The organism is Burkholderia sp. KCJ3K979 (assembly GCF_016759955.1).
GTDB classification, from domain to species: domain Bacteria; phylum Pseudomonadota; class Gammaproteobacteria; order Burkholderiales; family Burkholderiaceae; genus Burkholderia; species Burkholderia orbicola.
On the sequence record NZ_JACFYV010000132.1, the window covers coordinates 1 to 18,624 of the forward strand.

Here is an 18,624-nt window from a genome sequence, read left to right on the forward strand (position 1 = left end):
GCAGCGTCGCATACACGCCGCGTGCCCGGGTCGCGACGCGGCCGACGCGTGCGTCGAAGGAACGGCGGCTCGAGCACAAGTCGCGCCGCAGCACGGTGAAGTCAGGACGAGGGAAGGTGATCGACTGACGAGCGAAGGGCCGGTGCGGGTCGCAGGCGAACGTGCGCCGTGCGCGCCGGCTACCGCATCACGGTTCCGGCGCTGTCGAGCACGAAGTCGACGCAGAACACGACGAGCCGGCTCTGCGCGCGGATCGCGACGGCGGCCGTATAGCAGTCGCGGCCTTCCGTCAGCGAGAAGTGCGGCCCCATCAGCGCGACGCGCCCGGGGGCGGCGATCGCGCGCTGGAAATACGGGCGTCGCGACCAGTTGCTGTGGGTTTCCGGGAACAGCGGCGCGAGACGCGTCACGCTCGCCTGGCTGTCGTCGGGCGGTGCGCCGATCGACGGCAGGAACTGTTCGCCGGTCTCGTCCGTGACGAACACGCGACGCGCGGCCGGCACCGCGAACACGCGTTGCGCGGCGTCCTGCAGGTTGCCGCTCGCTGAAAACGCGGCCGCGCCGCCGAGCACGAGCCGTTCGATCGCGTCGAAGCCGGGCTGCTCGGGAGCCACCGGCGTGTGCCGGCGGGCGATGAAGCGCCGCCATGCGGCATCGAGCATCGCGGGGGCCGCGGCGCTCGCGTGCGCGATCGATGCATCGGGCTGGCCGAACTGGAAACCCTGCACGAAATCGATGTCGGCTTCCATCAGCGCCTGCAGCGCGTCGTCGCTTTCGACGCCTTCGGCCAGCACCATCGCGCCGGCCTGGTGCAGCATCGACACGAGGTGATGCATGATGCGGCGATCCTCGGCCGAACCGGTCGAACGCTCGACGAGCGAGCGGTCGAGCTTCACGATGTCGGGCCGTGCCCGCCACACGCGGTCGAAGTTCGAGAAGCCGGTGCCGAAATCGTCGATCGCGATCAGGAAATCGCGATGCTGGATCATGTCGATCGTGCGGGCGAGCGCGGCTTCGTCACGCGCCGGCTGCTCGATCACCTCGAGCACGATGCGATTCGGCGGCAGTGCGAAATGCCGGCACAGCGCCTCGACGAACTCGCGCTGCACGAGGCCCGTGTCCAGCACGCGCGGCGTCACGTTCAGGAACAGCCAGCCGTCGCCGATCCCCTGCGCGACGAAGTTGGCCGTGTGCAGGCAGCGCGCGAGCCGGTCGAGCAGCAGCGCGTCGGCGTCGCCGCGCGTCTTGTCGAACAGGGCGGTGGGCGACGCCAGCGCGCCGTTGTCGTCGACGACGCGCAGCAGCGCCTCGTAGCCGACGACGCGCTTGTGCGTGATCGACAGCACGGGCTGGAACACGCTGCGCAAGGTCGTGGTGCGATAGGTGGCGAGCCAGCCCTGGGGCGTCGGCGTGAGGCGTTCGAGCAGGGCGTCGAGCGACAGGTCGCGGGTGGACTTCATGTCAACGGTGCCCGGCAGCGGACGGCGGGGCGGCGGCGCATCGCCACGCCGATGCAGCCGCATGCGCAGGCGGACGCAAAAGAACGTGGAGCATCGAGACCGCCTTCTGCGGATGAGTTTTCCGAGTGTAACGGGATTGCCGCGGCGCGCGTATCAGGGTAACTCCAGACGCAAACGGTACACCGCGATTCCAGCCCGTGCCCGGCGGCGCGGCGACGGGCGCCGCGTGCATGCGTACGGTGCATGACCGTCGCGAAACGAAGCGCGCCGCAGCCAGCGGCAGATGACAATCTCGAGACAGAGCCTCGGCATGACCGTGCGTCGCCGCGGCGCGACGCGCAGGCCGATGCGGGAAATCCCGGCGGCGGCGGCCGCCGTCAGACGAATGAGGCGAATGCCCGCGCGTCATGATGCGATCCGCGGCCCGTCGGCACACCCGCGTCGCGTCGTCACCGGTACTGTCGCGCGACGGGCGACGGGCGACGGGCGACGGGCGGCCGGCCGCAGTTCGTGCGCCCCGCTCGCCGATCGTCAGGCCGCCTCGCCGCCGCGCGGTCGGACGCCGGGAATCCGCTTGATCACGCCGGTTGCGAGCGCGGTGCCGACGAGCACGATCGCGCAGCCTTCGATCATCACGGCCGACACGTGTTCGCCGAGGAACAGCGCGCCCCACAGCAGCCCGAACACCGGGATCACGAACGTCACGGTAATCGCACGGGCCGGCCCGACATGCGCGATCAGGTAGAAGAAGATGAAATACGCGATGCCCGTGCACGCGACGCCGAGGGCGAGCACCGCGCTCCATGCGTGCACGCCGACCGGCGCGGCCGGCCAGGTCGCGATCGCGAACGGCAGCAGCAGGAGGGTCGAGCCGATCATGCTGCCGGCTGCGTTGACGAGCGGATCGACGCCGCTGAGCTTGCGTTTCGTATAGTTGGCCGCGATGCCGTACAGCAGCGTCGCACCGAGCGCGGCCGCCGCGGCGAGCGCGGTCGCGCTGGCGCCCGTGTCGCCGTGCGCGTTCGCGACCTGGTTCCACACGAGCGTGAGCACGCCGGCAAATCCGATGACGAGCCCGAGCGCGCGCGGCAGCGACAGCTTGTCCTTCAGCCACAGGTAAGCGACCAGCGCGCCCCACAGCGGCGTGGTCGCATTGATCACCGACGTCACGCCGGCCGACAGCGTCAGCTCGGCGAACGCGAACAGGCAGAACGGGATGCCGGAATTCAGCGCGCCGACGACGAACAGCGGCCACGCATGACGGCGCAACCGGGCGCCCAGATCGGCGGGTTTGAAGCGCGTCAGCGCGAAGCCCGCGAGAAACAGCGCGCCGATGCCCACGCGCAGCGCCATCAGCGGCGCGACGCCGAAATCGACCACGCCGACTCGGATAAACAGGAAGGATGCGCCCCACAGGGCGGCGAGCACGGTCAGCAGGAAAGCGTTCTTGGGTGACATCGATCGGGCCGGGGCGAGACGGGATGCGAAGAATCTTACACCGCGTTACCGCACCGTCGTTTCAGGATCGGATGAAACGACAAGAAACGGGAATTCCGCCGCTTACGGCGGAATAGTCGGCCACGCGCGGCACGACCGCTCAGATCAGTGATGACGCCAGCTGCCGCGTCCGCCGAAACCGAAATTGAGCGACAGCGCCGGGCCCCAGTAACCGCCCCACGCGGGCGCATACGCCGGCGCCGGATAGTAATAGGCGGGGGCCGGATCGACATACACGGGCGCGGGCTGTACCGGCACCGGCGCCGCCGTGTAATAGCCGCCCGGATAGTAGCCGTAGGGGTAGTAGCAGCCGGCAAGCGTCGTGCACGCGAGCGCCGCGGCGACGAAGGTCCTCTTCATGATGTGTCTCCGGCGGAGCCGGCCATCGGCAGATGCTTCAAGCTTAGGCCGCGGACCGATGACACGGTATGAAAAACGGTAACCGATCATTTCCGGGCGGCGCGGCCGCGCCTTTGCGGCACGGCATACGAAACATACGAAAACGGCGCTTCCGCATCGCGGAAACGCCGTTGAACCGACCGACCTGCAGCTGGGCGACGCCCAACCGGCCGATGTCGCGCTCGTTACTTGCCGACCTGGTTACCGATGATGCCGCCGGCCGCCGCGCCACCCAGCGTCGACAGCGCGTTGCCGCCGATCGCCGCGCCGGCCACGCCGCCGACACCCGCACCGATTGCCGTATCGCGCTGGCGTCGCGACATCGAATCGCAGGCCGACAGGCTGGCCACGGTCGCAACGAGAAGAGCGCATACCCCAAAACGCCGAATCGAATTCATGATCGTTGTCCTTGTGGTAGTGAACGGAAGGCGCACGACCGGCTGGCGGCCGCGCATGACTTCAATCTACGCGCCGTCCCGCGACGCTGCTGTAAGGACTTGTTAAGGCCCGCGCGGTTTCGTAATCAATTGTTTCGCACCGGATTGGCAGGCACACGGCATGCGCAACAGGCACACGGCACGCGCAAAAAAGCCCGCTCGAAAGCGGGCTTCGTGCATCGCGACGCGAGCCGGTGCGGCTCGCCGCGCGCTTACTGACGGTGGTAGATCTCGGCGCCGGTCTTCACGAACTCGACCGCCTTGACCTCCATCCCTTTCTTCAGCGCTTCGGTTTCCGACACGCCCTGCTGCGCCGCGAACTCGCGCACGTCCTGCGTGATCTTCATCGAGCAGAAGTGCGGGCCGCACATCGAGCAGAAGTGCGCGACCTTGGCGGAATCCTTCGGCAGCGTCTCGTCGTGGAATTCGCGCGCCTTGTCCGGGTCGAGACCGATGTTGAACTGGTCTTCCCAGCGGAACTCGAAGCGCGCCTTCGACAGCGCGTTGTCGCGCACCTGCGCGCCCGGGTGGCCTTTGGCGAGGTCGGCGGCGTGCGCGGCGAGCTTGTACGTGATGATGCCTTCCTTCACGTCGTCCTTGTTCGGCAGGCCGAGATGTTCCTTCGGCGTCACGTAGCACAGCATCGCGGTGCCGAACCAGCCGATCATCGCGGCGCCGATGCCCGACGTGATGTGGTCGTAACCCGGCGCGATGTCGGTGGTGAGCGGCCCGAGCGTGTAGAACGGCGCTTCCTTGCACCAGTCGAGCTGGAGATCCATGTTCTCCTTGATCAACTGCATCGGCACGTGGCCGGGGCCTTCGATCATCACCTGCACGTCGTGCTTCCACGCGATCTGCGTGAGTTCGCCGAGCGTCTTCAGTTCGCCGAGCTGCGCTTCGTCGTTCGCGTCGTAGATCGAGCCGGGACGCAGGCCGTCGCCGAGCGAGAAGCTCACGTCGTACGCCTTCATGATCTCGCAGATCTCTTCGAAGTGTTCGTACAGGAAGCTTTCCTTGTGATGCGCGAGGCACCACTTCGCCATGATCGAGCCGCCGCGCGACACGATGCCCGTCATCCGGTTCGCGGTGAGCGGCACGTACTGCAGGCGCACGCCCGCGTGGATCGTGAAGTAGTCGACGCCTTGCTCGGCCTGCTCGATCAGCGTGTCGCGGAAGATTTCCCAGGTGAGGTCCTCGGCCTTGCCGTTGACCTTTTCGAGCGCCTGGTAGATCGGCACCGTGCCGATCGGCACCGGGCTGTTGCGGATGATCCACTCGCGCGTTTCATGGATGTGCTTGCCGGTCGACAGATCCATCACCGTGTCGCCGCCCCAGCGGATCGCCCACGTCATCTTGTCGACTTCCTCGCCGATCGACGACGTGACGGCCGAGTTGCCGATGTTCGCGTTGATCTTCACGAGGAAGTTGCGACCGATGATCATCGGCTCGGATTCCGGGTGGTTGATGTTCGCCGGGATGATCGCGCGGCCGCGCGCGACTTCGTCGCGCACGAATTCCGGCGTGATCTCGGCGAGCGCGTTCGCGCCGAAGGCCGCGGCGCCGAACGCCTGGCCCGGATGCTGGCGGCCCATCATCGCGGCGAGCTTCGCGCCGTTCGGGCCGCTCGACTTCAGGCTCTCGATGTACTCGGCGCGGCGCTGGTTCTCGCGGATCGCGATGTATTCCATTTCCGGCGTGACGATGCCCTGACGCGCGTAGTGCATCTGCGTGACGTTCTTGCCGGGCTGCGCGCGGCGCGGATTGCGGTGCAGGCCCGGAAAGCGCAGGTCGGCCGTGGCCGGATCGGCCGCGCGCTCGAGGCCGTACTGGCTCGACAGGCCGGGGAGCACTTCGGTGTCGCCGCGCGCCTCGATCCAGCGCTGGCGCAGTGCGGGCAGGCCCGCGCGGATGTCGATCTTCGCGTCCGGATCGGTGTAGGGGCCCGACGTGTCGTACACGTAGATCGGCGGATTCTTCTCGCCGCCGAAGCCGGTCGGGGTGTCGGCCTGCGTGATCTCGCGCATCGGCACGCGGATGTCGGGCTGCGAGCCGGTTACATAGACCTTTCGCGAATTGGGCAGCGGCGCGACGGCGGCGGCGTCGACGTGCGCGTCGGCAGACAGAAACTTCGGATTGGCGTTCATGCAATCTCCTGTGCGGGCGCCGGACAGGCGCTGCGGCGCTTGCCCGGAGCCCTTGACGAATGTGGGGCTCGAGCTAAGCAGGAGACGAGGCTTGGTGAGGCGGCGGATTTCGTCAGAAGGATGGCGGCGAAATCCGTACGCTTCCCTGCGCTGGCATTATCCAGATCAGGTTCAAAGGGTATTTCTCACCCGCAATGCCGGTTGTTTGACCGAACGCATTGCAGGACCCCCGCGTTAGCAAGGGCACACGATACACCGGCTTGGCGGTGGTTTCAACCGGGTGCGAAGCCGATGCCGCCGGGCGGCGGCCGGATCGCGGCCGGCGAACCGGGCAGGGTGCACCGCAGCAATCCCGACTGCCGAACGGCGTCCCGGCCGGGCCGGATAGCGCCAGGCGGTGCAGCATTCGCGTCTTCATTTTCGGCGTCTGGAATTTTTTTTGACATCGCTGTCATTTCCGGCGGTGTGCTCCGTCTATTCGGCTCCCAAACCCATGTATCGGAGAGATGTCATGAAAAACGTATTCCTCGCCGCCTGCGTCGCCGCACTTGCCACGATCGCAACGGGCGCCCATGCGCAGAATGACGCCATGTCGAAGGACGGCACGTCGATGTCGAAAGACGCGATGGGCCACGACGCGATGGCCAAGGACGATGCGATGGCCAAGGACGGCGCGATGAAGAAGGACGGCATGAAGAAGCACGCGATGAAGAAGGATGCGATGAAGAAGGACGCCATGAGCCCGTCGAACTGACGAATGCGGGCGGGGCGCGGCCGGCCGGTTACCGGCACACGTCGCGTCCCGCTGCATCATCCCGGGAGTCTTCATCATGCAAACGGTTCCTGTCACCGATCGCGCGAGCGTGCCGCCGCCCGCGCCGACGATCCATCCGCGGTGGGTGCGCGCGAGCCACTGGCTCAACGCGCTCGCGGCGATCCTGATGGCGTTGTCGGGCTGGCGCATCTACGATGCGTCGCCGATCTATCCGGCGTTCACGTTCGCGCACGGCATCACGCTCGGCGGCTGGCTCGGCGGCGCGCTGCAATGGCATTTCGCGGCGATGTGGCTGCTGGTCGGCAACGGGCTGTTCTATCTCGCGATGTCGATCGCGACGGGGCGCTTCGCGCGCAAGTTGCTGCCCGTGACGCCTGCGTCGGTGTGGCGCGACGTGCGCGCGGCGCTCGGCGGGCGGCTGTCGCACGACGACCTGAGCGTCTACAACGCGGTGCAGCGTGCCGCGTACCTGACCGCGATCGTCGATCTCGTCGTGCTGGTGCTGTCGGGGCTCACGATCTGGAAATCGGTGCAATTCCCGCTGCTGCGCGAGCTGTTCGGCGGTTACGACAACGCGCGTATCGTGCACTTCTGGGCGATGGCGCTGCTGGTCGCATTCGTCGTCGTTCATGTCGCGATGGCGTTGCTGGTGCCGCGCTCGCTGCTCGCGATGCTGCGCGGTCGATGACCCGCTTCGCGGGCGAAGGAACTCATCATGTCGGAATCCGAAAAAAACCGCGCCGCGCCGCGCTGGACGCTCGACCGGAAATCGCTCGAGCTCGACGTGCGCCGCGAGCTCGAGATGCCGTCGCGACGGCTCTTCAACCGGCGCGTGCTGACGCTCGGCGGCCTCGCGATGCTGACCGGCTGCACGCTGCAGGACGACGCGTCGGTCAACACGTTCCTCGAGAAAGTGTCGCGCATGAACGATCGCGTGCAGGCGTGGCTGTTCAATCCCGACCGGCTCGCGCCGACCTACACCGAAGCCGATATCACGCGGCCGTTTCCGTTCAACGCGTACTACGGGATCGACGAAGTGCGGCACGTCGACGAGTCGACCTACCGGCTCGTGCTGTCGGGCCGTGTAACGGGCAAGCGCGTGTGGACGCTCGACGAGCTTCGCGCGCTGCCGCACGCGGAACAGATCACGCGGCATATCTGCGTGGAAGGGTGGAGTGCGATCGGCCGCTGGGGCGGCACGCCGTTCGGCGCATTCCTCGCGCGCGCCGGCGCCGATACGCACGCGAAATACGTCGGCTTCAAGTGCGCGGACGACTACTACGAAAGCATCGACATGCCGACCGCGCTGCATCCGCAGACGCTGCTCGCATTCGATTACGACGGCCGCCAGCTGCCGCCGGAATACGGGTTTCCGATGAAGCTGCGGATGCCGACCAAGCTCGGCTACAAGAACCCGAAGCACATCATGGAAATTTTCGTGACGGATACGTTCCCGGGCGGCTACTGGGTCGATCAGGGCTACAACTGGTTCGGCGGCTCGTGAGCGGTGCGCGCGGCGTGCACGGCGTGCGCACGCGTCATACGGATTCGCGCACCTGGAGATCGACGCGCAGGCCGACTGCCGAGGCCATGTTCACGAGCGCGTCGAGCCCGAACAGGTTGATCTTGCCGCGCATCAGGTCGGAGACGCGCGGCTGCGTGACGCCCAGCTGCTTCGCGGCCTCGGCCTGACTCAGTTCGAGCCGCGCGATGCGCTGCTTGAGCGCGATCATCAGTTCGGAGCGCAGCTTCATGTTCGCGGCTTCCGCCGGCTCGCTTTCGATTGCGTCCCAGACGTTCGCGTAGCGTTCATTGGTCATCGTTTCAACTCCATCATCAGCGTCCGATAGCGGCGGACGGCGAGGTCGATATCGGTCTTGTTCGTGCGCGTCGATTGCTTGCGGAAGCAATGCAGGACGTAGACGGCCTCGGCGAAAGTCGCGACGTAGACGACCCGGAATGCGCCGCTCGCATCGCGCAGGCGAATTTCCCGCACGCCGACGCCGATCGTGCGCATCGGTTTCCAGTCGTCGGGTGCGAGGCCGCGCTGCACCTGGTCGATCTGGTGGCCGGCTTCGCGTCGCGCAGGCAACGGAAAGCCGCGGAGATCGGCCAGCGCGCTGCCGACGAAAACGACGGGCTTCGGCGGAAGAATGTCTGGATTATACAAAATTTTGTATGGGCTGTGCAGGTGGCGGAAAGAAGCTGCGGGCGCCGCCAGGGGCGCGCGCCGTCCGTCACGATAGGCGCGTCACGGCGCACCGATGCACAAACTGGCCGTCAGGCCGATGCTGGATCAAGGGTTGCGAAGGGTGGCGCAGGCGTGTCGCCCACACGCCAGCGATTCCCCCATTGCATATCCGGCCCCGGATTTCACCGGTCCGTCGCGCGAAAAATGTCGCGCCGAAACATCAGTCGATATCTTTCAGACAGGTCCGACGATGCTTTCGAATCCTTGATGCCATAATGCCGAGCGTGTGCAGCCGACGCGGTTGCGCACGTTTTTTTTGCCCCGTTTTTGTCCCTTTGCCGCCGCTTGCCGGTTCTCTTTCGTCGCCGTTCGCACTGCCATGTCGTTCCGCACGTTCGCTCTGCCTTCCCGGTCCTGCGTGGACCGTTTGCCGGCATCGCCGGCGTCTTTCAGCGGAGCACGCGGCGTGACGTGCGGGCGGGTGGCGCGATGACGCCGCTCGACCGCCTCCTCGATTTCCTCGCCCGCTTTTCGTTCCGGATTCGCCTGCCGCAAAGCCGCGGCGGCCGCGTGGCGCTGGCGCTCGTCTTCATCTATTTCGTCTGGGGTTCGACCTACAGCGGGCTGCATTTCGCGCTGCAGTCGTTCCCGCCGCTGCTGCTGTCGGGGTTGCGCAACCTGCTCGGCGGGATCGGCCTGTTCATCTTCGCGTTGCGGCGCAAGCCCGAATGGCCGACGCTGCTGGAAATCCGCAACTCGGCGATCGTCGGCACGATGCTCGTCGCGCTGTCGTCCGGCACGATCGCGCTCGGCATGCGCACCGTCAGCAGCGGTTCGGCCGCGGTGATGGTGGCCACGGTGCCGCTGTTCGCGACCGTGATCGCGGCGGTGGCCGGGCGGCCGGTGACGAAGGGCGAATGGGCGGCCGTCGCGCTCGGGATGGTCGGCATCGTCGTGCTGAATTCGGGCGGCGCGGCCGCCGCGAACTCGGCGCTCGGCACGATCTGCGTGCTGGCCGGCGCGCTGTTCTGGGCGGGCGGCGCGCATCTCGCGACACGGCTCAAGTTGCCGTCCGACCTGTTCCTGTCGACGTCGCTGCAGATCGGCCTCGGCGGGCTGATGTCGACGATCGTCGCGTGGCTGCTCGGCGAACGCGTCGAACAGCTGGCCGTCGGGTCCGTGTTCGCGTTCGTGTACCTGATGGTGTTCTGCACGATGGCCGCGTACGTCGCGTACGGCTACCTGATCCGCCACACGAGCCCGATCATCGCGAGCAGCTGCATGTACGTGAACCCGATCGTCGCGGTCGCGCTGGGCGCGCTGCTGCTGGGCGAACCGGTGACGATGGCGACCGTGGTCGCGACCGTCGCGATCCTCGGCAGCGTCGGGTTGTCGTTCGTGTTCGATCCGGCGCGCCGGCCCGCGGCCACTACGGCCACCGCTCCGGCTCAGGCTACCGCTGCCAGTTCGCCGGTCGTGGCGGCCGAGCAGGCGGTGACGGTGGACGCTTCGCCCGTCGTCGAGCAGATCGCGACGCCGGATGCGCCGCCCATCCTCGCGCCTTCCGCCGTCCCGCTCGCGGTGCCGACGCCTGCGGCCGTGATGGACCCGGCCGCGGTGATCGAGCCCGCCCCGGCGTTCGCGACGCCGCCCGCCGCCACCGAGCCGGCCGTTTCGCGCACCGACGCGTGACGTCGCGCTGGCCGGTCGCGCTCAGCCGCGCCGGCCGCCGCGATGGTGGGACCAGCCGGCGAGTGCGGTAAACAGCAGCCCGGCCGCGCACATGCCGATCCAGCCGAACGCGCGCCATGCGGCGACGCCGGCCGACGAGCCGAGCGCGCCGCCGATGAAATAGCACACCATGTACACCGTGTTCACGCGGCTGCGCGCCTCCGGCTTCAGCGCATAGATGCGCGACTGGTTCGAGATCTGCGCGGCCTGTACGCCCACGTCGAGCACGATCACGCCGATCACGAGCCCGACGAGGCTCGACCCCGACAGCGCGAAGATCACGAACGACAGCGCGAGCAGCACGATCGCGAGCGAGATGACCGCGCGCGGGCCGCGCGTGTCCGCGGAGCGGCCCGCATACGGTGCGGCGAGCGCGCCCGCGGCCCCGACGATCCCGAACAGGCCGGCTGCCTGCGGGCCGAGATGGAACGGCGCGCCGGCGAGCAGCAGCGTGAGCACCGGCCAGAATGCGCTGAACGCCGCGAACAGCGCGGCACCCGTGAGCGATGCCTCGCGCAGCCCGCGCAGCTCCACGGCCAGATCCCACATCGAGCCGAGCAGCTTGCCGTACGACAGCGTCGACGTCGGCGAGCTGCGCGGCAGCCGCAGCACGATCACGACGGCGAGCGCGACGAGCGCCGCGACGGATGCGGCGAACACCGCCCGCCAGCCGAAATACTCGGCGATGAAGCCGGCGGCGGTACGCGCGAGCAGGATGCCGAGCAGCAGGCCGCTCATCACGGTGCCGACCGCGTGGCCGCGTTCGGCCGGCGGCGCGATTTCGGCGGCGAACGGCACGGCCTGCTGCGCGATGGTCGCGAGGATGCCGATCGCGAGGCTCGCGACCGCGAGGACGACGAGCGACGGCGCGGTGGCCGCCACGATCAGCGCGATCGACAGGCCGGCGATCTGCAGCAGGATCAGGCCGCGGCGATCGAAGCGGTCGCCGAGCGGCGCGAGCAGGAACATGCCGGCCGCATAGCCGAGCTGCGTCGCGGTCGGTACCGCGCCGATCCACGAGGCGCCGTCCGGAAAGGACGCGCGGAAGCTGTCGAGCAGCGGCTGGTTGTAGTAGATGTTCGCGACCGATACGCCTGCGATCGTCGCGAGCAGCAACAGCAGGCTGCGCGAGTAGTGGGGCGAGGCGGCGTCGGTCGGACGGTCGGTGGAGGTGGTGGACATGGCGGCGGGCACGAAGTTGGGCGGCGCGGCAGGCGGCGCACGCGTCGGGTGCGCAGGCAGGCCGGGCGCCGGTCGAGGCTGCCGATCATACCGGAGCAACGTGAATCCTGCCGGCGGCGAGCCGGCATAACCGGACAACCAGCCGGCCGCCGGTCGTCACGGCACGCGCGTCACATCGTCAGTCGACCAGCTCGCCCGTCGGCTCGTAGAACGGATACGGCCCCGCGCCTTCGTCCACATAGACGTGATGCGATGTCATCCCCGTATCGGGCGCATGGTGATGGACTGCGAACGCCGGCGGTTCGAGCCGGAATGCGGACGGCGCATCGGTCCGCAGGTCGAACGCGACCTGGTGCGCGGGCGACGGCACCGCAGCCGCGAGCGTGCCGCCGAAGCGGGTGAACATCGTGCGGTGCACATGACCGCACAGCACGCGCTCGACGTTCGGATGACCGCGCAGCAGCGCATCGAGTTTCGCGGCGGCGGCGGGCGCGAGACGCAGCTTGTCCATGTGGCCAATGCCCGACACGAACGGCGGGTGATGCAGCGCGACGATCACCGGGCGGTCGCGCGCGGCGTCGAGCTGCGCGGCAAGCCACGCGAGCCGGGCGTCGCACAGGTCGCCGTGGCTCGCGCCCGGCACCTGCGAATCGAGCGCGAGCACGCGCACCGCGCCGACATCGAGCGCGTACTGCACGAATTCGCCGTCCTGCAGCTCGGCGCGATCCGCGAACGCGCGGCGCAGCCCCGCGCGGTTGTCGTGATTGCCGATCATCAGGTAATACGGAATCTCGAGCGCCGCGAGCAGCCCGCGCAGGTTGCCGTACTCTTCGTCGTGGCCGAAGTCGGTCAGGTCGCCGGTGACGAGTACGGCGTCCGGGCGCGGCACGAGTGCGTTCAGTTTCTCGACGCAGCGCGCGAGCGCGGCCGCCGTGTCGACGCGCCGGTACGCGAGCTGGCCCGGCCGCTTGATGTGGAGATCGCTGATTTGAGCAAGCAGCATCGTCGTTCCTCGGAATCTCTGGTTGTTGTCGCGGCGGCGTGCGCCGCCGTGGGGGCTGCAGGCATGATGCCCGATCGACGGTTTACGCGCCGAGCGCGATCAGGCCTTCCGGCGCGATCGTGAGGCCGACCGCCGTGCCGCGCGCAAGCGCGATGCGGCCCGGCACGTCGATCACGAGCGCGTCGGGTGCCGCATGCTCGATCGTGAGCCGCGTGCGTTCGCCGAGGAACGCACACGCGCCGACCGCGCCGCGCAGCGGCGCATGCGCGGGATCGGCGAGCTGCGCGTCCTCGGGGCGGAAGAACCATTCGTCGGCCGCGTGCGGCGTGACGATCGCGCCGCCCGTCGTTGCGAGCGCGCCGTCGCGCCACTGGCCCGCCAGCCGGTTCAGCGTGCCGATGAACTGCGCGACCGTGCGGTTCGCGGGGTGGTAGTAGATCTCGCGCGGCGTGCCGATTTGCTCGATGCGGCCCGCGCCCATCACGACGATCCGGTCGCCAAGTTCCATCGCTTCGGCCTGGTCGTGCGTGACGTAGACGGTCGTCACGCCGAGTTCGCGCAGCAGCGCGTTCATGTCGCGGCGCAGCACGTCGCGCAGCTTCGCGTCGAGCGCGGTCAGCGGTTCGTCGAGCAGCAGCACGCGCGGCCGCACCGCGAGCGCGCGCGCCAGCGCGACGCGCTGACGCTGGCCGCCCGACAGTTGATCGACCGGTTTGTCCGCATGCGCGTCGAGCCGCATCATCGCGAGCAGTTCGTCGACGCGTTCGCGCAGCGCACGCGGCTCGGTCTTGCGGATCTTCAGCCCGTAGCCGACGTTGCCGCGCACCGTCAGGTTCGGAAACAGCGCGTAGTTCTGGAACACCATGCCGACTTGCCGGCGCTCGATCGGCAGCGCGGTGACGTCGTCGTCGCCGAATGCGATCGTGCCGCCGGCATCCGGCGTGTCGAGGCCGGCGATCAGGCGCAGCGTGGTCGTCTTGCCGCAGCCGGACGGCCCGAGCAGCACGAGCGTTTCGCCGGCGCCGATCGACAGGTCGAGCGGTTCGAGCACGCGCGTGCCGCGGAACGTCTTCGCGCAGCCGGTCAGGGTGATGGGGGTGGAATCGAGTTTCATGTCTGCGAAAAATTCAGCGCGGGCGCTTCTTGAGCGCACGCGTACCGGACGGATCGACGCCGAGCCACTGCATCGCGACGAGCAGCGGCAGCGTCATCAGCAGGAACAGGATCGTGTACGCGCTGCCGACTTCGAGGCGCAGCGACGCATACGTATCGGCAAGCCCGACCGGCAGCGTCTTGGTGTCGGGCGTATGCAGCATCCATGTGAGGTTGAATTCGCCGATCGACAGCGTGAGCACCGCGAGCGCACCGGCGACGATGCCGGGCCGCAGGTTCGGCAGCACGATCGTGACGAAGCGCGTGACGAACGATGCGCCGAGGCTCGCCGCGCCTTCCTCGAGCGTGCGCAGGTCGGCGCCGGCCGCGACGGCCGCGACCGCGCGCACCATGAATGGCAGCGTAAACACGACGTGACCGACGACGATGAACCACAGGCTCATCCGGAACGCGGTGAAGCCGCCGTACACGACCAGCAGCGCGAGCGCCGAAGCCAGCCCCGGCAGCGCGACCGGCAGCACGAGCCCTTCCTCGATCGCCCGCGCGATGCGGCTCTTGCTGCGCGCGAGCGCATAGCCGGCCGGCACGCCGACCGCGAGCACGATCGCGAGCGTCGAGAACGCGACGTAGAGCGACAGCGCGACCGAGCCGTGATACTGCTGCCACACCTGCTCGAGCCAGCGCAGCGTGAGGCCGCTCGACAGGCCGCGGAAATAGTTGACGGTCAGCCCCGCGAGCACCGACATCACGACGGGCACGATCAGGAACGCGCACAGCAGCAGCGTGACGCCCCATTGCAGCGCGGCGATCGCGCGCGCGCCGGCGACGCGCGGCGCATGCCGGGCGGCAGGTTTCGCTGGCAGGGAAGCCGGCACAGGTGCCGGGGAGGGCGCGGAAGAGCCGGAAAGCGATTGCATGCGTAAATCCTCAGGCCGCAGCGGCGGCGGTGTGACCGGTGAAGCGGCGCGCGAGCGCGAGCACGGCCCAGGTGACGACGCCGAGCACGATCGACAGGCCGGCCGCCGTCGCGATGTTCGCGTTCAGCGTGAACTCGGTATAGATCGTCATCGGCAGCACGTTCAGGTCGGTGGCGAGCGTGAACGCGGTGCCGAACGCGCCCATCGCGGTCGCGAAGCAGATCGCGCCGGCCGCGATCAGGCCCGGCGTGAGCGCGGGCAGCACGATGTCGACGAAGATGCGCCACGGCGACGCGCCGAGCGAACGCGCGGCTTCCTCGAGCGACGCGTCGAGCTTCGACGCGGCCGCGATCACGGTGACGATCACGCGCGGAATCGAGAAGTACAGGTAGCCGATGAACAGGCCCGCCACCGAATACGCGAATACGAACTTGTCGCCGGTGAGCTTCGTCGACACGATGCCGATCAGCCCCTGGCGTCCGGCGAGCATGATCACCATGAAGCCGACGACGACACCCGGGAACGCGAGCGGAAACGTCAGCAGCGCGAGCAGCACGCGCTTGCCGGCGAATTCGCGGCGCGCGAGCAGCAGGCCCGAGATGGTCGACAGCGCGAGCGTCGCGAGCGTGACGCCCGCGGACAGCGCCACCGTATCGCCGAGGCTCTTCATGTAGCGCGCATTGCCGAGCAGCGCCGCGTAGTGCGAGAAGAAGGCGCCATCGGCGGACACCTGCACGAGCGACGCCATCGGCAGCAGCCAGAACGCGGCGAATACCGCCAGCGCCGGCGCGACGAGCGCGACGCGCCAGCGCAGCGGAAAAGTCAGGTCGAGCATGACGTGGGGCCGGCCGCTTACTGCATCACCTGCAGGTACTGCTGGCCGAACGCCTGCTGGCCGGCCGCCATCTTGCCGAAGTCGACCGATTTTGCCCGCGCGTATTCGCTGGCCGGCAGGAACTTCGCGGCGATATCGGCGCCGAGCGCCTGCGCGCGCACCGGACGCAGGTAGGCGTTGGCCCACAGCTTCTGGCCTTCGTCCGACAGCACGAAATCGAGCACCTTCTTGCCGTTCGCATCGTGCGGCGCGCTCTTCACGAGGCTCATCACGTACGGCACCGCGATCGTGCCTTCGTTCGGGATCACGAATTCGACGTTCGCGTTGTCCTTGTATTTCGCGCGATACGCGTCGAAGTCGTAGTCGAGCAGGATCGGAATCTCGCCGGACAGCACGCGTGCATAGGCCGTCTGCTTCGGCACGATCGGCGCGTTCGCCTTCAGCTTGCGGAACCAGTCGAGGCCAGGCTTGAAGTTGTCGAGGCTGCCGCCGAGCGCCTGGTTGACGGCGACCGCGCCCGCGTAGCCGACGAATGCGCTCGACGGATCGAGATAGCCGACCATGCCCTTGTATTCGGGCTTCAGCAGGTCGGCCCACGAATGCGGCACCGGCTTGCCGTCGAGCGCGTCCTTGTTCACGAAGAAGCCGAGCGTGCCCGAGTGGATCGCGAACCAGTAGCCTTGCGGGTCCTTCAGGTTCGCGGGAATGTCGTTCCAGTGCGCGGGCTTGTACGGCGCGATCACGCCCTTGTCCTTCGCCTGGAACGCCGACGACACGCCGAGGTAGACGACGTCGGCCACCGGGCTCTTCTGCTCGGCGATCAACTGCGCGATCGACTGGCCCGAGTTCTTGTTGTCGAACGGCACGCGGATGCCGGTCCTCTGCTTGATCGCCGCGATCTGCGCGGCCCAGTCGGCCCATTCGGGCGGGCAGTTGTAGCAGATCGCCGTTTCGTCGGCGTGGGCCGCGGGGGCGCCGGCGACGAGCGCGGCGAAGGCGAGTGGCGCGGCAAGCGCGCGCAGCAGCGAGGTCAGGCGAAAGGACACGGTGAATCTCCGGGCGAGTGGGTGTGGCGCTGGGGTGGTGTGGTTATGGGTGTGTGCGTGGCCGTGCGGCGCGTGCGTTCGGCGCTCAGGCCTTGCGCAGTTGCAGGTCGGCGGCCGGCGGTGCAATCGTCGCGCCGTCGCGTACCGCATGCGGCAGGATCGTCGACGTGCGGTCGATCGCCGCACCGCCGATGCATTCGACGAGACGCTGCCACGCGTGGCGGCCGATGTCGCGGTTCGGCGTCGTGACGCTCGCGAGCGGCGGCGCGAGCAGCTCGCCGATCGCGATCCCGTCGAAGCCGAGCACCGACAGGTCGTCGGGAATCGAGAAACCCGCGCGGCGCAGGCCGCGCATCACCACCATCGCGAGCAGGTCGTTGCTGCAGAAGAGGGCCGTCGGCCGCGTGGCGTGCGCGGTGAGATGCGCGAGCACCGCGTCGGGCAACTCGGGCGCGTTGAAGTCGACTTCGACGGGCGGCAGCGGCGCCACGCCGCTTTCCTCGAGTGCCTGCGCATAACCGAGATGACGCTGGCGCGCGCGATCCGACGCGGCGAGCGAACCGGCCAGCATCAGCACGCGGCGGTGACCGCGCGCGGTCAGCAACCGCACGCCGTCATAGGCGGCGCGGCGGTTGTCGACCGACACCGACGGACGGCGCTGCGTGTCGTTGTGCATCAGCACGTAATGCGGGCCGTCGCGATCGAGCATGTCGAGCAGCGGGTGCGTATCCGCATCGGCGACGGTGAGGATCAGCCCTTCGACGCGCTGCTCGCGCAGCGTTTCGATCGCATGGCGCTCGCGCGCGGCGTCGTATTCGGTCGTCATCAGGATCAGCTTGAAACCGGCCGCGGTCGCGAGCGCGTCGATGCCTTGCAGGCAGTCTGCGAACACCGGGTTCGACAGCGTCGGCACGACGACGCCGACGAGCCGCGTGCGCTCGCCGCGCAGTTGCCGGCCGAGCGGGCTCGGGCGGAACTGCAGCGTGTCGATGGCGGTGCGGATCGTCTGCAGCGTGGCGGGGCTGACGGTATGCGGCGCGTTGATCGCACGCGAAACGGTGGCGATCGAGAAGCCCGCGAGGGCAGCGACGTCCTTGATGGTCGAGGTCATGAAGTCATGCGATGTAAACGTTTTCGGCCGGGGAATTATCGAAAACGTTTGTGACTTCGCGATGACGCGCGCGACGCTTGTTTCGCGAAAGGCACGACACAAACGTCAGGCGGTTGAGGCCGGCGAACGACGCGCGGTCGATTGTATCGGCGGAGGTGGCGGCGCGGGATGAAATCGTCGGCCCAGTGGCGTCGGTGTGGTATCGGCGTCGAATGCGAGGGAGCAAGCGGTGCGACGACGGCCGGTGTCTCGATGCGGCGCGGCGGAATGAGGGAACGCATGCGCAAGCAATGGTAGAATCGCGTCCGCCCTCTTGCCGGGGTGATGAAATTGGTAAACATAGCGGACTTAAACGATTGAGTGCCCGGCCGGAAACGGTCGGTGCAGAACCCTTCAAATTCGGCGAAACCCCTGATGTGCGCATCGAGGCAACGCCGAGCCAAGCCTCGCGGCATCCGCGAGGAAGGTGTAGAGACTAGACGGGGGGCGCCTAAGGCGCACGGGCAGCGGTCACGCCCGCGCGCGACGGTGAAGGCATAGTCCAGCGCACGAACGGTTCGCGCACGCGACGCCGGCTTTGAAAGAAGCAGTGTGACGAAAATCCGCCGCCTTAACTGGCTTGCCGGTTCGAGTCCGGTCCCCGGCACCATCGATTGCGTTGATGCGATTCGATTCGATGAAGGTGTGAAAAACCCGCGAGAAATGCAGCGCTCGCGGGTTTTTTGTTTGGCGCGGGTACATGAAGCGGCACGCCAGCGCGACTCGAGATGCGCTTCCCTGCAC

General features: G+C 68.1%; 19 protein-coding genes, 1 pseudogene and 1 riboswitch. Of the genes and pseudogenes, 5 read left to right on the forward strand and 15 right to left on the reverse strand.

What is annotated here, in order from left to right:
- A pseudogene (locus tag H3O04_RS23710) lies at positions 1–128 on the forward strand (alternative ribosome rescue aminoacyl-tRNA hydrolase ArfB); the annotation flags it as partial.
- Between the two features lie 51 nt (positions 129–179).
- Here the strand turns inward: H3O04_RS23710 and H3O04_RS23715 are convergent.
- The 5 genes from H3O04_RS23715 to thiC form a co-directional block, all read right to left on the reverse strand.
- Positions 180–1,460 (reverse strand): sensor domain-containing phosphodiesterase, encoded by a 1,281-nt coding sequence (locus H3O04_RS23715; RefSeq protein WP_202588559.1) that lies wholly within the window; start codon positions 1,458–1,460, stop codon positions 180–182.
- Positions 1,461–1,991: 531 nt separating this feature from the next.
- The gene (locus H3O04_RS23720; protein WP_027807505.1) at positions 1,992–2,918 is read right to left on the reverse strand and encodes a DMT family transporter; all 927 of its coding nucleotides are present in this window, start codon (positions 2,916–2,918) and stop codon (positions 1,992–1,994) included.
- Positions 2,919–3,062: 144 nt separating this feature from the next.
- On the reverse strand, positions 3,063–3,317 hold the full coding sequence (locus H3O04_RS23725; RefSeq protein WP_201316790.1) for a hypothetical protein: 255 nt from the start codon (positions 3,315–3,317) through the stop codon (positions 3,063–3,065).
- Between the two features lie 224 nt (positions 3,318–3,541).
- Complete coding sequence (locus tag H3O04_RS23730; RefSeq protein WP_011545020.1) at positions 3,542–3,754, reverse strand: glycine zipper 2TM domain-containing protein; 213 nt, start codon at positions 3,752–3,754, stop codon at positions 3,542–3,544.
- A gap of 251 nt (positions 3,755–4,005) precedes the next feature.
- Positions 4,006–5,937 (reverse strand): phosphomethylpyrimidine synthase ThiC, encoded by a 1,932-nt coding sequence (gene thiC, locus H3O04_RS23735; RefSeq protein WP_202588560.1) that lies wholly within the window; start codon positions 5,935–5,937, stop codon positions 4,006–4,008.
- Positions 5,938–6,061: 124 nt separating this feature from the next.
- Positions 6,062–6,178, reverse strand: a riboswitch (TPP riboswitch).
- Between the two features lie 270 nt (positions 6,179–6,448).
- On the opposite strand from thiC, the gene H3O04_RS23740 reads away from it, so the two are divergent.
- The 3 genes from H3O04_RS23740 to H3O04_RS23750 all read left to right on the forward strand — a co-directional run bounded on the left by H3O04_RS23740 (position 6,449) and on the right by H3O04_RS23750 (position 8,216).
- Positions 6,449–6,691 carry a pentapeptide MXKDX repeat protein gene (locus tag H3O04_RS23740; protein ID WP_202588561.1) on the forward strand — a complete coding sequence of 81 codons (243 nt, stop codon included), beginning with the start codon at positions 6,449–6,451 and terminating at the stop codon, positions 6,689–6,691.
- A gap of 76 nt (positions 6,692–6,767) precedes the next feature.
- Entirely contained in the window at positions 6,768–7,400 is a 633-nt protein-coding gene (locus H3O04_RS23745; RefSeq protein WP_027807508.1) for a cytochrome b/b6 domain-containing protein, read from the forward strand.
- 27 nt (positions 7,401–7,427) lie between these two features.
- A complete protein-coding gene (locus H3O04_RS23750) occupies positions 7,428–8,216 on the forward strand; it encodes a molybdopterin-dependent oxidoreductase (RefSeq protein WP_200161076.1) in 789 nt (262 codons plus the stop codon).
- A gap of 34 nt (positions 8,217–8,250) precedes the next feature.
- Here H3O04_RS23750 and H3O04_RS23755 read toward each other — a convergent pair whose 3' ends face one another.
- Entirely contained in the window at positions 8,251–8,532 is a 282-nt protein-coding gene (locus H3O04_RS23755) for a helix-turn-helix domain-containing protein (RefSeq protein ID WP_011545024.1), read from the reverse strand.
- Positions 8,529–8,882 (reverse strand): type II toxin-antitoxin system RelE/ParE family toxin, encoded by a 354-nt coding sequence (locus tag H3O04_RS23760; protein WP_202588562.1) that lies wholly within the window; start codon positions 8,880–8,882, stop codon positions 8,529–8,531. Before H3O04_RS23760 ends, H3O04_RS23755 begins: the two co-directional genes overlap by 4 nt.
- Before the next feature lie 510 nt (positions 8,883–9,392).
- Here H3O04_RS23760 and H3O04_RS23765 point away from each other — a divergent pair.
- Positions 9,393–10,595 (forward strand): EamA family transporter, encoded by a 1,203-nt coding sequence (locus H3O04_RS23765; protein ID WP_202588563.1) that lies wholly within the window; start codon positions 9,393–9,395, stop codon positions 10,593–10,595.
- 21 nt (positions 10,596–10,616) lie between these two features.
- Here H3O04_RS23765 and H3O04_RS23770 read toward each other — a convergent pair whose 3' ends face one another.
- The 8 genes from H3O04_RS23770 to H3O04_RS36240 form a co-directional block, all read right to left on the reverse strand.
- Positions 10,617–11,816 carry an MFS transporter gene (locus tag H3O04_RS23770; RefSeq protein ID WP_074800447.1) on the reverse strand — a complete coding sequence of 400 codons (1,200 nt, stop codon included), beginning with the start codon at positions 11,814–11,816 and terminating at the stop codon, positions 10,617–10,619.
- A gap of 178 nt (positions 11,817–11,994) precedes the next feature.
- The gene (locus H3O04_RS23775) at positions 11,995–12,819 is read right to left on the reverse strand and encodes a phosphodiesterase (protein WP_202588564.1); all 825 of its coding nucleotides are present in this window, start codon (positions 12,817–12,819) and stop codon (positions 11,995–11,997) included.
- 82 nt (positions 12,820–12,901) lie between these two features.
- Positions 12,902–13,933 (reverse strand): ABC transporter ATP-binding protein, encoded by a 1,032-nt coding sequence (locus tag H3O04_RS23780; RefSeq protein WP_077218921.1) that lies wholly within the window; start codon positions 13,931–13,933, stop codon positions 12,902–12,904.
- 13 nt (positions 13,934–13,946) lie between these two features.
- Positions 13,947–14,849, reverse strand: a complete 903-nt coding sequence (locus tag H3O04_RS23785; RefSeq protein WP_202588565.1) for an ABC transporter permease — start codon at positions 14,847–14,849, stop codon at positions 13,947–13,949.
- Positions 14,850–14,859: 10 nt separating this feature from the next.
- Complete coding sequence (locus H3O04_RS23790) at positions 14,860–15,684, reverse strand: ABC transporter permease (protein WP_202588566.1); 825 nt, start codon at positions 15,682–15,684, stop codon at positions 14,860–14,862.
- A gap of 17 nt (positions 15,685–15,701) precedes the next feature.
- Positions 15,702–16,730: an ABC transporter substrate-binding protein gene (locus tag H3O04_RS23795; RefSeq protein ID WP_202588567.1), complete on the reverse strand. Its 1,029-nt coding sequence runs from the start codon at positions 16,728–16,730 to the stop codon at positions 15,702–15,704.
- Between the two features lie 85 nt (positions 16,731–16,815).
- Positions 16,816–17,841: a LacI family DNA-binding transcriptional regulator gene (locus tag H3O04_RS23800; protein ID WP_124478571.1), complete on the reverse strand. Its 1,026-nt coding sequence runs from the start codon at positions 17,839–17,841 to the stop codon at positions 16,816–16,818.
- A 510-nt stretch (positions 17,842–18,351) separates the two neighbouring features.
- A partial coding sequence (locus H3O04_RS36240) for a hypothetical protein (protein ID WP_237666399.1) occupies positions 18,352–18,624 on the reverse strand: 273 nt, incomplete at its 5' end.

Excerpts from the sequence above, each read along its gene's own strand:
- H3O04_RS23715 (WP_202588559.1), bottom strand. The coding sequence starts at position 1,460 with ATGAAGTCCACCCGCGACCTGTCGCTCGACGCCCTGCTCGAACGCCTC.
- H3O04_RS23720 (WP_027807505.1), bottom strand. The coding sequence starts at position 2,918 with ATGTCACCCAAGAACGCTTTCCTGCTGACCGTGCTCGCCGCCCTGTGG.
- H3O04_RS23725 (WP_201316790.1), bottom strand. The coding sequence starts at position 3,317 with ATGAAGAGGACCTTCGTCGCCGCGGCGCTCGCGTGCACGACGCTTGCC.
- H3O04_RS23730 (WP_011545020.1), bottom strand. The coding sequence starts at position 3,754 with ATGAATTCGATTCGGCGTTTTGGGGTATGCGCTCTTCTCGTTGCGACC.
- thiC (WP_202588560.1), bottom strand. The coding sequence starts at position 5,937 with ATGAACGCCAATCCGAAGTTTCTGTCTGCCGACGCGCACGTCGACGCC.
- H3O04_RS23740 (WP_202588561.1), top strand. The coding sequence starts at position 6,449 with ATGAAAAACGTATTCCTCGCCGCCTGCGTCGCCGCACTTGCCACGATC.
- H3O04_RS23745 (WP_027807508.1), top strand. The coding sequence starts at position 6,768 with ATGCAAACGGTTCCTGTCACCGATCGCGCGAGCGTGCCGCCGCCCGCG.
- H3O04_RS23750 (WP_200161076.1), top strand. The coding sequence starts at position 7,428 with ATGTCGGAATCCGAAAAAAACCGCGCCGCGCCGCGCTGGACGCTCGAC.
- H3O04_RS23755 (WP_011545024.1), bottom strand. The coding sequence starts at position 8,532 with ATGACCAATGAACGCTACGCGAACGTCTGGGACGCAATCGAAAGCGAG.
- H3O04_RS23765 (WP_202588563.1), top strand. The coding sequence starts at position 9,393 with ATGACGCCGCTCGACCGCCTCCTCGATTTCCTCGCCCGCTTTTCGTTC.
- H3O04_RS23770 (WP_074800447.1), bottom strand. The coding sequence starts at position 11,816 with ATGTCCACCACCTCCACCGACCGTCCGACCGACGCCGCCTCGCCCCAC.
- H3O04_RS23775 (WP_202588564.1), bottom strand. The coding sequence starts at position 12,819 with ATGCTGCTTGCTCAAATCAGCGATCTCCACATCAAGCGGCCGGGCCAG.
- H3O04_RS23780 (WP_077218921.1), bottom strand. The coding sequence starts at position 13,933 with ATGAAACTCGATTCCACCCCCATCACCCTGACCGGCTGCGCGAAGACG.
- H3O04_RS23785 (WP_202588565.1), bottom strand. The coding sequence starts at position 14,849 with ATGCAATCGCTTTCCGGCTCTTCCGCGCCCTCCCCGGCACCTGTGCCG.
- H3O04_RS23790 (WP_202588566.1), bottom strand. The coding sequence starts at position 15,684 with ATGCTCGACCTGACTTTTCCGCTGCGCTGGCGCGTCGCGCTCGTCGCG.
- H3O04_RS23800 (WP_124478571.1), bottom strand. The coding sequence starts at position 17,841 with ATGACCTCGACCATCAAGGACGTCGCTGCCCTCGCGGGCTTCTCGATC.